The organism is Candidatus Palauibacter polyketidifaciens (assembly GCF_947581785.1).
Lineage (GTDB): Bacteria > Gemmatimonadota > Gemmatimonadetes > Palauibacterales > Palauibacteraceae > Palauibacter > Palauibacter polyketidifaciens.
This window is the reverse complement of record NZ_CANPVO010000022.1, coordinates 16,875-33,003: the sequence shown is the minus strand read 5'-3', so window position 1 is coordinate 33,003 and position 16,129 is coordinate 16,875. Positions and strand designations below refer to the sequence as shown.

General features: G+C 71.5%; 10 protein-coding genes. 6 read left to right on the top strand and 4 right to left on the bottom strand.

Translation table 11 applies throughout. The features are described from left to right. Positions 1-61 precede the first annotated feature (61 nt). From RN729_RS07065 to RN729_RS07050, 4 genes are all read right to left on the bottom strand, one after another. Positions 62-2,392, bottom strand: coding sequence for an FG-GAP-like repeat-containing protein (locus RN729_RS07065; RefSeq protein ID WP_310783114.1), 2,331 nt, complete (start codon positions 2,390-2,392; stop codon positions 62-64). Further along, positions 2,389-5,916, bottom strand: a complete 3,528-nt coding sequence (locus RN729_RS07060; RefSeq protein WP_310783112.1) for a VCBS repeat-containing protein — start codon at positions 5,914-5,916, stop codon at positions 2,389-2,391. The genes RN729_RS07065 and RN729_RS07060 overlap by 4 nt, the downstream gene beginning before the upstream one ends. Before the next feature lie 125 nt (positions 5,917-6,041). After that, positions 6,042-6,725, bottom strand: a complete 684-nt coding sequence (locus RN729_RS07055; RefSeq protein WP_310783110.1) for a hypothetical protein — start codon at positions 6,723-6,725, stop codon at positions 6,042-6,044. A 37-nt stretch (positions 6,726-6,762) separates the two neighbouring features. Further along, positions 6,763-7,326, bottom strand: coding sequence for a hypothetical protein (locus RN729_RS07050; RefSeq protein WP_310783108.1), 564 nt, complete (start codon positions 7,324-7,326; stop codon positions 6,763-6,765). 202 nt (positions 7,327-7,528) lie between these two features. Here RN729_RS07050 and RN729_RS07045 point away from each other — a divergent pair, with 202 nt between their 5' ends. The 6 genes from RN729_RS07045 to RN729_RS07020 all read left to right on the top strand — a co-directional run bounded on the left by RN729_RS07045 (position 7,529) and on the right by RN729_RS07020 (position 16,044). Further along, entirely contained in the window at positions 7,529-8,650 is a 1,122-nt protein-coding gene (locus tag RN729_RS07045; protein ID WP_310783106.1) for a Re/Si-specific NAD(P)(+) transhydrogenase subunit alpha, read from the top strand. Positions 8,651-8,716: 66 nt separating this feature from the next. Further along, positions 8,717-9,010: an NAD(P) transhydrogenase subunit alpha gene (locus tag RN729_RS07040; protein WP_310783104.1), complete on the top strand. Its 294-nt coding sequence runs from the start codon at positions 8,717-8,719 to the stop codon at positions 9,008-9,010. Between the two features lie 9 nt (positions 9,011-9,019). Continuing rightward, complete coding sequence (locus tag RN729_RS07035; protein ID WP_343218906.1) at positions 9,020-10,411, top strand: NAD(P)(+) transhydrogenase (Re/Si-specific) subunit beta; 1,392 nt, start codon at positions 9,020-9,022, stop codon at positions 10,409-10,411. 58 nt (positions 10,412-10,469) lie between these two features. Further along, a complete protein-coding gene (locus tag RN729_RS07030) occupies positions 10,470-11,744 on the top strand; it encodes a hypothetical protein (protein WP_310783100.1) in 1,275 nt (424 codons plus the stop codon). Positions 11,745-11,894: 150 nt separating this feature from the next. Continuing rightward, on the top strand, positions 11,895-15,068 hold the full coding sequence (locus RN729_RS07025; RefSeq protein WP_310783098.1) for a hypothetical protein: 3,174 nt from the start codon (positions 11,895-11,897) through the stop codon (positions 15,066-15,068). 19 nt (positions 15,069-15,087) lie between these two features. Beyond that, complete coding sequence (locus RN729_RS07020) at positions 15,088-16,044, top strand: hypothetical protein (RefSeq protein WP_310783095.1); 957 nt, start codon at positions 15,088-15,090, stop codon at positions 16,042-16,044. Positions 16,045-16,129: the final 85 nt, after the last annotated feature.

The window sequence follows — 16,129 nt, the reverse complement described above, 5'->3', positions numbered from 1 at the left end:
GATGACCCCTTCGCACTCCGCCGACTCGTCCATTGCGGCACCGGTTACGCGCCGCTGAAGTTCAGCCGCCGCCGAGGCGGACCCGCGGTCTCTCCAGCGGTTCGGCGACCCCGGTCCCCTCTCGGACCCGGTAGGCGCGGTCGAGGGCGAGGCCGGTGAGCCGGTCGACGGTGCCCGAACCCGGCCAGCGGATCTCGACGGACTCGATCCGGGTCGCCCTGCCCAGCCCGATCTCCTGGCGGAGCGGGTTCGAGCCGAAGCTCCCGCCCGTGCCGGCACGCCGGTGGATCTGTCTCGTCCCGTCCGGCCCCTCGACGGTCACCGCGATGCGGGCGCCGATGCCCGGCCGGTTCGCCTGCTCGCCGACCAGCGTGAGCGCGATCCAGCGGTGGTCGAACCCCGGGTTCTCGTACAGGGCGTTCGGCGAGAGGTCCCCCTCGTTCGCGCCCCCGAGCTGGATGTGGACGTCGGTGTCGCCGTCGTTGTCGATGTCCACGAACGAGACGCCGTGCCCCTTGTGCAGGCTCCCGAACCCGCCCGCGCCGGTAATCTCCTCGAAGCGGTCGCCGAGGTTGCGGAACATCCGGTTCGGCATCAGCTGCCGGAGGTCAGGATCGCCCGTGCCGACGAGGAAGTCGAGCCGGCCGTCGCCGTCGAGATCGCCGTAGTTCGATCCCATCGCGTACATGATCCGGTCGAGACCCTGCGCGGCCGTGACGTCGGCGAAGGTGCCGTCCCCCCGGTTGCGGTAGAGGCGGGGGAGTTCGGCGGAGTGCGGTTCGCCGGTCATCTCGCGCACGAGATCGGCGGTCTGCGCGGCGTAGCCCGCGACGTAGATGTCGAGCCACCCGTCGTTGTCGAAATCCCAGAACCAGGTCGGGAAGCTCGCCAGCGGTTCGCCGACGCCGGCCGCCACGGTCACGTCCTCGAAGGCCCAGCCTCCGGAGGGGTCCGGGCCCAGGTTCCGGTAGAGGCGGTTGGAGGCGTGGAGAACCGAGAGATAGAGGTCCGGGCGGCCGTCGTTGTCGTAGTCCCCCCAGGTCACGCCCTTCACGAAGTCCGAGACCTCGATTCCGACCTCCGCGGCCACCTCCTCGAAGGTGCCGTCGCCGCGGTTCCGGTAGAGTTCGCTGCGGTGCGTCAGGCTGTCCCTCGACTCGTTGCCGATGAAGAGGTCGAGCCATCCGTCGCCGTCGTAGTCGGCCCACGCGCCGGTCTGGGTCGGGTGCTCGGAATAGAGTCCGGCCTCCCGCGTCACGTCGGAGAAGACGCCGCCGTCGTTGCGCAGGAGGGAGTTGGGGAGGGGCTGGACGAGCCAGCCGCCCCGGAGGACGAAGACGTCCGCGTCGCCGTCGTTGTCGTAGTCGGCGTGGGCGAGGTTGAGCCCGCCGAGGAGGCCCTCGAGGCCGGCCTCGGCCGTACGGTCGACGAAGCCGCCCACGCCGTCGCTCTCGAAGTAGCGGAGCTGGTGCAGGAGGCCGCGGGAGGAGGTCATCACGTCCGGCAGGCCGTCGCCGCCGAGGTCGTCGGCGATCGCGCCGCCGGAGAGGGAGACGGCGTCCAGACCCGCCCGCGCGGCCACGTCCTCGAAGCGGGGGAACACTCCGGCCCCGCCCACGGCGGTCCCCTCGATCCTGTACTCGGGCGGGACGCTGTCGGGCCACGCCCCGGCGGCCATGGCGGCGAGGTTCAGCACCCAGCGCGCGCGCAGGTCGTCGGGGCGGAGCTGCAGGAGCGACCGGTGCCAGCCGACCGCCGCGTTGAGGGCCGCGCGCGCCGAATCGGAGGCGGGAGCGGGGGCGGTCGAGCGAGCGGCGGCGGTCGGGGGGACGGCGGGCCAGCACGGGGAGCGCTCGAGGGCCGGCTCGACGGTGCCCGCGGCGGGTCCCGAGGCGGGGCATGCGAGTTCCGCGCCGAGGCGGAGGAAGGCGATCCCGATGAGTTCCTCGATGGAGCGGCGGAAGCCGGGGAAGGGCTCGGCGGGAATCCCTTCCAGCGTCTGGTCGACGAAGATGAACTGTTCGAGCGCGGGCTGCGTGTGTCCCGCGTTCAGGAGTTCCCGCGCGGCGTTCGCGGCGCGGACGAGCATCTCCGCGCCATCCGCCGACGGCGGCAGGTTCGTGAGGTAGCGGAGGCGCGCGGTGTTAAGTTGCTCGTCGAGCAGCGGATCCGCCGAATCGGCCAGCGCGAGCAGGCGGGCCGCCATCTCGCGCGTCCCGGCTGTGGGATTGGCGGAACCGGGGGACTCGGCGGCATCGCCGGCGCGTTCTCCGCAGCCTGCTGTCACCGCGATGGCGAGCAGCGCCGCCGCCGTGTGCCGGGCCCGCGGTCGGCCCCCCGCCCGCGCCCGAGCCTGCGGACGCGGGCGGGCGACTGCGTCGCGGGCGTTCACGAGCCTTCGCCTCGTCTCAGCGTAACCTCCCTCGCCCCGGTCTCCACCGGGAACGTCTCCTCGGCGCCGTCGGACCAGCGGACCGTCAGGGCGCGGATGTCCGCCGCGCGCCCCAGCACCTGCACGGGCCCGTTGAAGGACCAATACCCGCTCCCGAACTGGATCTCCCGGGCGGGACCCTCGCTCCCATCGGCGTACCTCGGGCGCAGCCATGCGCCGGCGGACAGCCGGACCCGCAGGCCGGGCACCCCACCCCGTCCCCGGAAGATGACGGTCTCGGCTCCGTTCTGCCCGACGGCCAGGTCCCAGCGCCCGTCCGCATCGAGGTCGGCCACGGCGGCCGCGCGGGCGTCCCCGTACACCGCGACCCCGCTCCGCGCCGCGTCGAGGGCGCTGAACCCGCCCGCGCCGTCGCCGAGCAGCACGGCTCCGCGTCCCGCGTCGTGGCGCCCGAGGCCCTCCGGCATCGCGAAATGGTTCTGCGCCAGGAAGAGGTCCTCGCGGCCGTCCCGGTCGAAGTCCGCCACCGCGACGCCGAAGGCGGGGGCGCGTTGGGCGGCCGCCGGCAGAGGACGCGGCTCGAACCGCCCGCCGGCGTTGAGGAAGACGGTGTGGAGCAGCGTCGCGGCGCTCGTCCGGTAGAGCCCCGTGCGTCCCGTTCCGAGGAGGTCGTCAACGGAACTTCGGGCGAAAGCCTCGAACGTCGGGGCCGCGCGCCGCAGGAAGGGGAGCGTCGTGCCGAGCGTGAGAAAGTCGCGCGCGGGCCGCCGGACGCCGTCCGCCCCGGTCTCGAACTCGATGAGGTCGACGAGCCCGTTCCCGTCGAAGTCCGAGGCGACGACGCCGACCGGCCGCTCTGCGCTCGCGAAGCGCCCGGTGTTCGTTCCCCACGCCGTCACCGCGAGGTCCGGGCGGCCATCCGCATTGAAATCACCCGTCGCGATCCCGTTCCAGCGGCCGGTGTGCGCGCCGAGGCCCCAGGCGTCCGTCGCGTCGGTGAAGCGCCCCCCGTCGTTCTCCAGGAGCCGCAGGGGGCCCCATTCCAGCGCAAGGAGGAGGTCGGGATCGCCATCGCCATCCACGTCGGAGAACACGGCCCCCGAGACGAGGCCGATCTGCCGCAGTGCCTCGGCGGCCTCCGCGTCGACGACCCAGTCGCCGCCATCGGCGAGGAGCAGCCGCGAGTCGGCGGGCAGGGGGTAGGCGCCGGGGGTCGCGCGGGCGCCGGCGAAGAGGTCGAGGTCGCCGTCTCCGTCGACATCGGCGGCCGCCAGGGGCCCCGTCGCGTGGCGGCTCGGCGGGAGAGCCGGCGCGGGGCCCGGATCGAGGCGGGCGAGGGGCGGAATCGCGTCGAGGTCGGCGGGCGAGCGGGCTTCCCAGGAGCTGACGCCCGCGACGATGACCGGGCGGCCGGCCGCGGGAAGCCCGATGATGGACGTGTGGTCGCCGGCGGCGGGGGCGCCGATGGGCACGGGGTCCGCCAGCCGCCCGGCTTCGTTGACGGCGAGCTGGGCGCGGCCTCCCGCCCCCGCCCCAACGAGCAGGTCCGGATCGCCGTCCGCGTCCGCATCCACCCACGCCACGCCCGGGCCGCTCCGGGACAGCTCAAGCGGCACGAGCGGCTGCCGGGCGAGTTCATCGAAGGCGGACTCGCCGTGCCGACCGACCGTCTCCGCCGCCGCGAAGAGCAGCCCGCCGCTCCCCGCCCCCGCATCGCCGCCCTCCGCCGCCGTGCCGTCGGGCGGCGGCCACACCTCGTAGGCGCGGTTCGCGACCACGCGGACGTTCCGGCTCCGCCCCGAGGGCCAGACGATCCTCGCTTCGGCGGCCTCGGCGTCGCCCATGGCGAAGGTGAGCCCGGGATCCGAGCCGGAGAGATACATGCCGCCCGCGGTCACCTGCCGCGTCTGCTCCGGCGACGCGCCGGCGAGCACGACGCGCGCCCCGATCGCCTGCGTGTTGCCGCCCTCCCCGATTACGCGCACGGCGATCCGCGCCCGCCCGGCGTCGTTGCGCAGGACGAGGGGCGGTTCGTCCAGCCGCGTGATCACGACGTCCCGATCGCCGTCGCGGTCGAAGTCCGCCGCCGCGATCCCGTGACTCACGTCCGGCTCCGCCCCGTACCCCCAGCTCCGGGTCATGTCGGCGAAGGCGCCGTCACCGAGGTTGCGGAAGGCGAGGTTCCGCAGCCGGAGCGGCGGAAACACCCCGAGTTCCTCGCGCCAGTCCACCTGGATGCGGCGGGTCCGCAGCGCCTCCTGCGTGTCTCCGTCCAGCGGGTCCCACGCGTGCCCGTTCGTGACGAGCAGGTCCTCGTAGCCATCGAGATCGACGTCGAGGAACATCGCGCCCCAGGTCCACTCCGACGCGTCGAGCCCCGCGGCCCGCGCCGTCTCGGCCCACGTACCGTCGCCCCGGTTGAGCTGGAGGGTGTTCCGGTCGACGGAGATCCGCGTCGCGTGCCCGCCGGGGGGCGTCCACCCGGGCACGGCGAGGGCGACCTGCTCCCGCCGCCTCACGGGATCGGGCGAGAGCATCTCCGTCGTCACGAAGTCCGTGTCGCCGTCTCCATCGATATCCGAGAAGTCGACCCCCATCGAGGAGGTGCTCTCGGTGCGGAAGGCAAGTCCCGACGCGGCGGTGAACGTGCCCCCCTCGTTGAGCCAGAACCCGTCCCGGCTGCCCAGATCGTTGGCTACGAAGAGGTCCGCGTCCCCGTCGTCATCCGCGTCGAAGAACCTTGCGACGAGCCCCCAGTCCCGGGGGACGGCGGAGACCGGCTCGCCACCCGCCTCCCGGAAGATCCCGCCCGCGAGGTCGACCGGCGCGAAGCCCCCGGATCCATCGTTCAGGTAGAGCTCGTCGGGGTCCGCGAGTTCGAAGCGCAGCACGCTCTCGCCCTGGAGTTCGAGCCGGTAGTGCTCGTCGAAGGGGGGGCGGAGCACGAACTCGTCGCCGACGCGCTCGGCGATCTCGCGCGGCCTTCGCTCCTCGGGGCTGAAAAGGTCGTCCCCCTGGACGGTCTTGTAGTTCGCGAAGTACGCGTCGAGGTCCTCGTCCCCGTCGATGTCGGCGAGCGCGAGCGTGCTGCTCCCCCATTCCCCCTCGAACCCCGCCTCGACCTCCTCGAACACGCCGCTCCCGTCGTTCAGGAGGAGGGCGTTCGTCCCCCCGTGTACGGCCACGAAGAGGTCCAGGTCGCCGTCGCCCTCCGCATCCGCGAGCACGGCGCCCCGCGACAGCCGGTCCCCGAGGCCGGCCCTGGAGCGCTCCGTCACGTCCTCGAAGCGCCAGCCTCCGAGGTTGCGGTAGAGGACGTTCGGCCGGTCGAGCATGCAGAGGTAGAGGTCGACCCAGCCGTCCCCGTCCACGTCCCCGAGCGCTATGCCGACGCCGTGGATGAGCGTTCGGTTCGCGAGCCGGGCCTCGCGGGAGACGGTGGGGACCGCCTCGATGCCCGTCCTCCGCGCCGACAGCGGGGTGAAACCGCCCTCGGGCTCGCCCTCGAAGGAGAGGAGGCGCACGCGGGTTCCGTTCCCCTCGATCCAGTCGATCGAGGGGGGCGGGGCGGAGGCGTCGCAGGCGGCGAAGAGGCCGGCGGCGAGGGCTGCGGCGGGAAGAACGCGGAAGCGGGGTTTGCCGCGGGCGGCTATTCGTGGTCTCCGCGGAAGACGGACCGCATCCCCTCCACCGCGTCGCGGGCCCCGTCGGCGGCGCGCGCGAAGACGGCCGCGAGTTCCCGTTTCCCCGTGCCGGCGAGCGGGATGTCGAAGGTGAAGTGGACCGCCACGCCGGCGGGGCGGACGTTCTCCTTCGGATCGGTCCACCCGCCGTCCGGGTCGAGGGCGCCCTCGATATGCACCTCGACGGTGTCCGAGACGGCCCCCACCTCCTGCGCGACCTTGGAGAGCCGGGACGCGAGCGCGTCGTTACGCGTGGGGTTCGACTCCCGCTCGTCCAGCCAGAGGGCGGGAGGGGCCACGTCGATGTGGACGTACCCGAGCATCACCTCGGGACCGAGTTCGAGCCCGTCGCGGCCGGGAATCGGGTCTTCCGGCGGAGCGAGGTAGGTGCCGAGCCCCTCGGTCCCGATGTTGGCGAGTCCGAGCGCCATCTCGTCGATCACGAGTTCGACCATCGCGGACGGGGCGTGGAGGGTGTCGAGCGCGCCGGACTCGAGGATGTCGAGTTCGGACTGGTCGTAGGCGACGACGCGGAAGAACCAAGAGAGCGGCTCCTGGCGCCCCTCGAAGAGGTCGCGCGCGCCCAGTCCCCTGTCGCGGAGCGCGCTGAGGAGAAGGGCGCTCAACTGGTGTCGTGTGATCTCGGCCATGGCCTGCGGTTCGCCGTGCGGTGTGGGTGGAGGCCGGTCAGGGCGTGATCATGACGTGCGCGTTCGCCGTGCCGGCCCCCATCAGCCATGCGCCCCGCGTCGCCCTCGTCGGGAGGCCCAGGTCTTCGGCCGTCGCGAATGGCGTGTAGATGACGGCCTGGTGCCGCTGGACCGCCTCCAGATCCCCGGACCACCCCTCGGCGGCGTAGATCGCGTGCAGGAAGGCGTAACTCGGCATCTGCAGCGTGCCCGCCTTGATCTCGGACATCCGCATCTCGACGTTCTCCCGCCCCGTGACGCCCTGCGCGGTGAGTTCGCGGCCGCGCGCCATGTACATCTCGAGCGACTCGTGGTAGCAGGCGGAGTGGAAACCGTCGACGGCGGGGTCGTCGGCGATGCAGATGAACGGTCCGGCGCCCTCGCGCAGCGTCACCCACTCGTCTCCCTGCTTCTGGAGGACCTTCGCGGTCGCCTGCTCCGCTTCCGTGGGGATGGGCGCGATGGCGAGCGCGACCGCGTCCTGAGCGGCGACGTCGGGGGCGGCGGCGATCGAAAGGGCGGGGATGAGCACCGCCGGAGCGGCGAACGAACGGCGAAACATGCGGTCCTCCTGGGGCTGGGACTTTCCGGGAATAGGCACTCGCCGGGGCGGCGGCGCAATCCGGTGCGGTGTCGTGGAAGTACGCGGCGCCACACTCGGGGGCGCGGTGCGTTGCGCACGGCGGTCGTGCGGTCAAGATTCGCGGCGCCGCCGCATACGCAGCAGGACCGTGGATCAACACCGTGGATAATGGGAGTCGCCCTTGAGCGTTCGAATCTGTGTCCCGCGGGAGACCGCCGCCGGGGAGTCGCGGGTCGCCCTCACGCCGGACGGGGCGAAGCGTCTGCTCTCGGATGACGTTTCGATCGCCGTCGAAGCGGGAGCGGGACGGGCGGCCGGCTTCCCGGATGCGGCCTACGAGGACGTGGGCGTGGAGATCGTCCCCGATGCGGGCCGGCTTCTGGGCGAGGCCGACGTCGTATTCAAGGTCGCCCCGCCGTCGGAGGCCGAAGCGGACGGACTCCGGGAGGGGACGGTCCTCGCGTGCCTCCTGCGCCCGCACGAGAACGCGGCGCTGATCGAGCGCCTCGCCGCGGGCGGAGTCACGGCGCTGTCGCTGGAACTGGTGCCGAGGATCACGCGCGCGCAGTCGATGGACGCCCTCTCGTCCCAGAGCAATCTGGCGGGGTACAAGGCCGTCCTCCTCGGAGCGAACTCGCTCGGGCGCATCTTTCCCCTCCTCATGACGGCGGCGGGGACGCTCTCCCCGGCGCGGGTGCTCGTGCTGGGGGCGGGGGTCGCGGGGCTGCAGGCGATCGCGACGGCCCGCCGGCTCGGCGCGGACACGTGGGGTTACGACATCCGCGCCGCCGTGCGCGAAGAGGTCGAGAGCCTCGGTGCAAAGTTCGTGGACCTCGACGAGGGCGCGGCGGACGACGCCGAGACGGAGGGGGGCTACGCAAAGGAACTCGAGGAGGCGGAGCAGGCGCGGCAGCGGGAACTGCTCGCGCAGCACGTCGCGCGGGCGGACGTCGTCATCACGACGGCGCTGGTGCCGGGACGCCGCGCGCCCGTGCTGATCACCGACGACGTGGTGGACCGGATGAAGGAGGGCTCGGTGATCGTCGATCTCGCGGGCGAGGCCGGCGGCAACTGCTCGCTGTCGGCGCCCGGGGAGACGGTCGTTGAGCGCGGCGTGACGATCCACGCCCCGCTCAACGTGCCGGGCTCGCTTCCCTACCACGCGAGCCAGTTGCTCGGCCGCAACCTCTCCGCGCTCGTGAAGCCGATGTTCGGGGAGGACGGGGTCGCGGTGGACCTGGAGGACGATGTGATCGGACCCTGCTGCGTGACGCACGCGGGAGAGGTCCGGTTCGGCGCCTGACGCGCACCTGACGACGGAGCCCGGGGCGGTCGACCCCGGGCGAAACTCAACGACGAGGCCTGGCCGATGGAAGGAACGCTCCTGATCGGACTGTATGTGTTCGTGCTCGCGATGTTCGTGGGCTTCGAACTCATCACGAAAGTGCCGCCCACGCTGCACACGCCGCTCATGTCGGGATCGAACGCGATCTCGGGGATCTCGATCGTGGGCGCGCTGCTTGTGATCGGACGCGCCGGAGACGCGCACCTCATGCGTTGGATCGGGCTGGCGGCGCTGATCCTCGCCACGATCAACGTCGTCGGCGGCTTTCTCGTCACCGACCGCATGCTCCAGATGTTCAAGAGCAAGGACGCGAGCTGAGCGATGGAAATGTCAGGATTCTCGACGGTCATCCCGCTCGCCTACCTGGCGTCCGCCGTCCTTTTCATCCTCGGGATCAAGCGGCTCAGCCATCCGGATACGGCGGCGGGCGGCAACCGGCTCGCCGCGCTCGGCATGCTGCTCGCGGTGATCGCGACGCTGCTCGAGAGCGGTCTGGACTACACGTGGATCATCGTCGGCGTCGCCGTCGGCGGCCTGATCGGCGCGGTCATGGCCCGGACGGTGAAGATGACCGCCATGCCGGAGATGGTCGCGGTCTTCAACGGCTTCGGCGGGGCCGCGTCCGGTCTCGTCGCGGTCGGGGAGTACCTGCGCGTCGCGGGGGGCGCGGAGATGCTCGCCGTCGACTCCGGGGTGTCGATCATGGCCGGGACGCTGATCGGCGCCGTCACCTTCTCCGGCAGCATGATCGCGTTCGGGAAGCTGCAGGGGTTCGTGACCGGCAACGCGATCTCGAACCCGCTCGTGAAGTTCTCCGCCGGCATCCTCCTGGGCTTCGCCGTGGTCCTGGCGGTCTACCTCGTCGGCTTCGAGTCGAACCTCGTCTTCTACTGGGGTCTCATCGCGGCCGCCCTCATCCTCGGCGTCCTGTTCGTGATCCCGATCGGGGGCGCGGACATGCCGGTCGTGGTGGCGCTGCTCAACTCCTACTCCGGGCTCGCGGCGGCGTCGGCCGGGTTCGTGCTCGAGAACAACGCACTCATCATCTCCGGCGCGCTGGTGGGCGCCTCCGGACTCATCCTCACCGGCATCATGTGCCGCGCGATGAACCGCTCGCTGGCGAACGTCCTGTTCAGCGCCTTCGGGACGACGGCGGCGTCGGCGGGGCGAGCGGCGGACGGCGACCGGGTGGCGACGCCGATCGAAGCCGAGGACTCCGCCATGGTTCTCGGCTACGCGTCGCAGGTCATCTTCGTCCCCGGCTACGGCCTCGCGGTGGCGCAGGCACAGCACCGGGTGCGCGAACTGGCGGACCTGCTGACGGAGCGCGGCGTCTCCGTGCGCTATTGCGTCCACCCGGTGGCGGGGCGGATGCCCGGCCACATGAACGTCCTGCTCGCCGAGGCGAACGTGCCGTACGAGCAGCTCTGCGAGCCCGAGGACGTGAACCCCGACATGGAGAACATCGACGTCGCCGTGGTCGTGGGAGCGAACGACGTCGTGAACCCGCTCGCGCGCGACGAACCGTCGAGCCCGATCGGGGGCATGCCGATCATCGAGACGGACCGCGCGAAGACGTGCATAGTTATCAAGCGCTCGCTCTCGGTGGGCTACGCGGGGATCGACAACCCGCTCTTTTACCTGCGGAACAACCGCATGTTCTTCGGCGACGCCTCCGACGCCCTGGCCCGAATCACCGAAGAAGTGAAGCAACTCTGATGCTCGAACCGGCGCGGCTCGCCACCTCGGGATCGTGACGGTCGATCGGCGGGGGTTCGTGATCCGGTCGGGAGCGGGGGCGGCGGGTCTCACGATCAGCCTCTCGGGGTGCGGGACGGGGACGGGTGATGGCGGGCAGGGCGTGGGCGCGGAGGGGTGGCCGACCGATCCGGACGCACTCGAAGCCCGCTACCGCGACAACATCTATACCCGCCTTCTGGGCGTCCGGCCGCACCTGCCGGCGCACGAGCACGTCTCCCGGCTGGGTGGCGGGCGGATGGACGCCGAGGTCATCGCGGCGATGGCCGAGGCGAACGAGTTCTTCGTCGACATGAACGAGTTGCTCGAGGCGGCGGGGGCGCGGATCGCCGAGCGGCTCGGGACGGAGGCCGCGCTCGTCACGGCGGGCGGGTTCTCGGCCATGGTGCTGGGGGCGGCGGGCTGCCTGACGGGCACGGATCCGGAGCGGGTCCACGCCCTTCCCCTCCCCACGTGGCCCAGGCGGCAGTGTCTGATCCAGACGCCGCACCGGTTCGGCTACGACCGGGCGTACCGGGACGCGGGGATGACGATCGTCGAGGCGGAGACGCGTGACGACTTCCGCGCCGCGCTCTCGGAGCGAACGGCGATGATCGCCGCCCTCGCGACGGCGGAACGCCAGACGATGTTCGCACCGCCGGCCCCCGTGGACTGGGCGCCGGCCCCGGGACCCGAGGTCATGGCCGTCCGCGAGCAGATCGAGATCGGGCGCGCGGAGGGCGTCCCGGTACTGGTGGACATGGCATCGGACCTCCCGACCGGGGTGGGTCTCGTGGAGTTCGTCGAGGCGGGCGCCGATCTGATCGTGATCAGCGGCGGAAAGGGGATCGGCGGCCCGCAGTCGTCCGGCATCCTCGCCGGGCGGGCGGACCTCGTCGAAGCGGCCCGTCTGAACGCCTCGCCGAACGATGGCATCGGCCGGGGCATGAAGGTCGGGAAGGAGGAGATCGTCGGTCTCCTGGTCGCCCTGGACCGCTACGTGGCCCGCGATGTCGAGTCGTGGGTCGCGGGCTGGTCCGGCACGGCCCGTCGCATCGCCGCCGGCCTCGCCGACGTCCCCGGCCTCACCGCAGAGGTCGTGACGAACACGGCGGGCTACGAGGACGTGGAACTGACCTGGAACCCCGAGATCATCCCCCTCACGACCGACGAGGCCAAAGCCGGACTCATGGCCGGGGAGCCCCGCCTCGCCTACCTGATGACGGTCCGCACCCGCCTCCTCCGCGAAGGCGAGGACGCCCTCGTGACCCGCCGCCTGCGCGACTTCTTCACCGAAGCCGGGAGCGGCGCCTGAGGCTGTGATCCGGTTTTGCCCTCCGCCGTGATTGTCGCGGCACCCTTGGATAATCTAGGTTGGCGCTCCCGCGTGTCCCGACCGGCACCGGCCGTCGGTCAGCGCGACCACAACCGGATCACGTGCCGCCGTAACAGGAGCGAGAGCCCCATGCGCAAGCTGGCCATCCTCACGCCGACCACGTTCACCCTCGCCGCAGCCGTCTTCGTCGCGGCGGACCTCGCCGTCGCGCCCTCGGCGCTCGCAGCCCAGGAGGCGGTGGTCTTCGACTCCGCCGACGTGGCGGGTCTCGGTTTCCGCTCGATCGGGCCGCCCCGGGGAGGCCGCAGCACCGCCGTGGCGGGGATCACCGAGCAGCCGCTCACCTACTTCATGGGCGCGACCGGCGGCGGCGTGTGGCGCACGGACGACGCCGGCCTCAACTGGCGCAACATCTCCGACGGCTACATCGGGACGGGGGCCATCGGGTCGATCGACGTGGCGGACAGCGACGCGAACGTCATCTACGTGGGCACGGGCTCGTCCTGCATCCGCGGCAACATCTCGAAGGGAATCGGCCTCTACCGCAGCACCAACGGCGGCGACTCGTGGACCCACATCGGGCTCCCGAACTCGGGCCAGATCGGCGACATCCAGGTCCACCCGCACGATGCCGACATCGCTTTTGTGGCGGCGCTCGGCGATCCCTTCGGCCCCAACCCGGAGCGCGGTGTGTTCCGCACGACGGACGGCGGCGACACGTGGGACCACGTCCTCGCGATCTCCGACTCCACGGGCGCCGTGGACCTCGCGATCAACCCGTCGAATCCGCGCATCGTCTTCGCCTCGGCGTGGCGGGCCGAGCGGAAGCCCTGGACCGCGACGTCGGGTTCGGAGGAGTCCGGCGTCTTCCGGTCGACCGATGGCGGGGACACGTGGGACCGGCTCGAGGGCGGGCTCCCCACCGGCCTCGTCGGCAAGTCCGCCGTCACCGTCTCCCGGGCGAACCCCGACCGCGTGTGGGTGCTCATCGAGGCGTCCGACGACCGCGGCGGCGTCTACCGCTCCGAGGACGGCGGCGACACCTGGCGGCGGGTGAACAGCGACCGCGGACTCCTGCAGCGGGCGTGGTACTACACGCACATCTACGCGGACCCGGTGGACGAGAACACGGTCTACGCCCTCAACGTGGGCTACAACAAGTCGGTCGACGGGGGCGTGACGTGGCAGAGCTACGGCGTCCCGCACGGGGACGTGCACGACCTCTGGATCAACTACGAGAACCCCGACTTCCAGGTCGTGGCGAACGACGGCGGCGGCCAGGTGACGACGACGGGTGCGGAGAGCTGGTCCACCTACTACAACCAGGTCACGGCCGAGATGTACCGGGTGTTCGTCGACAACCAGTTCCCCTACCGGGTGTACGGCTCGCAGCAGGACAACTCCACGATCATGGTGCCTAGCCGCGGGATGCCGGCGGTCCAGCAGGCGCAGCACTGGGCCGCGGTCGGGGGCTGCGAGAGCGGCCATATCGCGATCGACCCGCGGAACCCCAACGTGACGTACGCGGGCTGCTACGGCGGCAGCATCAACCGAGTGGACCGCGAGACGGGCGACGTGCGGCAGATGCTCCTCTATCCGCAGCTCCAGCTGGGACAGGCGCCGAAGACGATGAAGCACCGCTTCCAGTGGAACGCGCCGATCCGGATTTCCCCGCACAACCCCGACGTCATCTATCACACGTCCCAGTTCGTGAACCGGACATCGGACGCCGGATACTCGTGGGAGACGATCAGCCCCGACCTCACGCGCAACGACACGACGAAGATGGAGCACGCGGGCGGGCGCATCACGTGGGACAACACCGGGGTGGAGATGTACGGGACGGTCTTCGCCTTCGAGGAGTCGCCGCACGAGGCAGGGGTCCTGTGGGCGGGCTCGGACGACGGCCTCATCCACGTGTCGCGGGACGACGGGGCGAGCTGGATGGACGTGACGCCGGGCGACCTGCCGGAGTTCTCGACCGTCAACATGATCGACCTCTCGGCGCACGGCCCGGGGCGGGCGCACGTCGCCGTCTACCGCTACCGGATGCAGGACGTCACACCCTACATGTGGCGCACGGACGACTACGGGGAGAGCTGGACGCGCCTCTCGGCGAACGGGATCGAACCCGGCCACTTCGTGCGCGTCGTGCGGGAGGACCCGGTGCGGGAGGGGCTCCTCTACGCGGGCACCGAGTTCGGGCTCTACGTGAGCTTCGATGGCGGCGACAACTGGCAGCGCTTCCAGCAGAACCTGCCGATCACGCCGATCACGGACATGCTCGTGCACGAGGGCGACCTCGTCATGGGGACGCAGGGCCGCTCGTTCTGGATCCTCGACGACGTGACGCCGCTGCGGACGATGTCGGCGGCCACGCTGGCATCCGATGTCCACCTCTACACGCCGCGCGAGGCGGTGCGCGCGCAGGGCGTCTTCCCCAACGGGGCGTCGATCTACTTCGCGCTCGGCGAGGGGATGGAGGAAACGATCGACCTCGAGATCGTGGATGCGGGGGGCGAGGTCGTGCGGGTCTACTCCTCGAATCCCGGTTCGTGGGACGATGAGGCGAAGGCGGCGATCGGGCGCGCGTCGAGCTGGTCGCCCGACCGCCTGCAGACGAGCGCGGGCCTGAACCGAATGGTGTGGAATCTGCAGGAAGAAGGGCCCGACCTCGTCCAGGGCGCCCGGATCTGGGGCTTCACGGGTCGCGTGCCCGCCGTCCCCGGGCGCTATGAGGTGCGTCTGACGGCTGGTGAGGCGACGCAGACGCAGCCGCTGGCGGTCCACATCGACCCGCGGGTGGCCGACCAGGTCACCGTCGCGGACCTGCAGCAGCAGCACGACCTGATGGTCCGGGTGCGCGGTCTTCTGCAGCAGTCGCACGACGCCGTGCGCGAGGCGCGGTCGATCCGGTCGCAGATGGGCGACATCGCGGAGTCCGTGGAGGAGGCCGGCTACGGCGATGACTTCGCCGAGATGGCGGACGCCGCGGGGGAGAAGCTCACGGACGTGGAGGAGGAACTCTTCCAGACGAGGAACCGGTCAGGGCAGGACATGCTCAACTTCCCGCCCATGCTCGACAACGAGATCGCCAACCTGTACGGCTACATCGCGTCGACCTACGACCGCCCGAACGCGGTGGCGGCGGTCCGCGCCGACGAACTCGAGGCCGAACTCGGCGGGTGGCTGGGCACGCTCCAGCAGATCATCGACACGGACGTGGCCGAGTTCAACAACCGCCTGCGCGAGGCCGGCGTACCCGGCGTGATCGTGCGCACGCCGCCGCGCGCCACGAGCTGATCGGCGAGAGCGGCGCCTCTTGAGCGCGTCCGACGTTTCAATAGCCGCCCTCGCCCGCCGCTGCTTCGAGCGGGAGGCGAAAGCGGCCGAGCGCGAACTCGATGCGGAGCTGGCGCGTTCGCGGACCAGGGACCCCCGGTCGGTCACGCACTGGGTCGTCCCGCTCGTCATCGTCGGGTCGTGCTACGCGGGCGTCGTCAGCGGAGGGCCGGGGATGTTCGGAGTTCTGGGCGTCGCGGCCGTGCTCTGGGCGCTGAACGGGCTCGGCAAGGCCCATCCCGCTCGGCAGAAACGGTCCGCGATCCGGAAGGAGGCGGAGGACGGAATCGTCGCCTACCGGCGGCGCGAGCCCTGGGCGGTGCTCCGTGTACACGACTACGCGGTGACGGAGTTCCGGGAGCGAATCCAGGCGCACCGCGAGCGGACGCTGGGAAGGGGCTCGGAGTGGGGACAGGCGCGGTCGGAACTCACCCGGGCGGCGGATGAGGCGCAGCGTTCCGCCGCGTACTGGCGCGAACGTCTTCGCGACGAACCGGAGAGCGAACTCGCGCGGACTCAGGGCCGGGTCGCGGACCGACTCGAAGCGAAGCTTGGGGAGGCCCTGCGGAAGCTCGACGGGCGGGCGGCGGCGCTCCGCAAATTCTATAATGATTGCGACGCCCGGCTGGCGGTCATGGACCGCTGCAACCGCGACATCGAGGAATCGCAGCGCCTCGAGGAGCTGTCGGGCAAGGCCGATGTCGTCATCGCCGAGGCCGAGGGCACGATCCAGGCGCTCGCGCTGCAGTTCGTGGCCGAGGCCCGAAACATCGCGGAGGCGCTCGGAGGGGTCGCTACAGTGGGGATCAAGTCGCTCGCGGGGGAGGCGCCGGTGGACAACATCGAGTACCTCGCGGACCACATCATCGAGAGCTCCGACCGGGAGCGGTCGGCGATCGAGGACCTGGAGCGGCAGCTGTCGCAGGCCGCCCGATGAGCGGCCCCGGCGCCGCGCGGGCCGGCCGCTGAGCCCCCTGAGCCGGCGGCGAAGAGCCTCGCCGGCCGTATCGGCGGGCCTGCTG

Bases quoted from the DNA above. Each gene is read 5' to 3' on its own strand.
- RN729_RS07025 (WP_310783098.1), top strand. From the start codon at position 11,895: ATGCGCAAGCTGGCCATCCTCACGCCGACCACGTTCACCCTCGCCGCA.
- RN729_RS07050 (WP_310783108.1), bottom strand. From the start codon at position 7,326: ATGTTTCGCCGTTCGTTCGCCGCTCCGGCGGTGCTCATCCCCGCCCTT.
- RN729_RS07035 (WP_343218906.1), top strand. From the start codon at position 9,020: ATGTCAGGATTCTCGACGGTCATCCCGCTCGCCTACCTGGCGTCCGCC.
- RN729_RS07040 (WP_310783104.1), top strand. From the start codon at position 8,717: ATGGAAGGAACGCTCCTGATCGGACTGTATGTGTTCGTGCTCGCGATG.
- RN729_RS07055 (WP_310783110.1), bottom strand. From the start codon at position 6,725: ATGGCCGAGATCACACGACACCAGTTGAGCGCCCTTCTCCTCAGCGCG.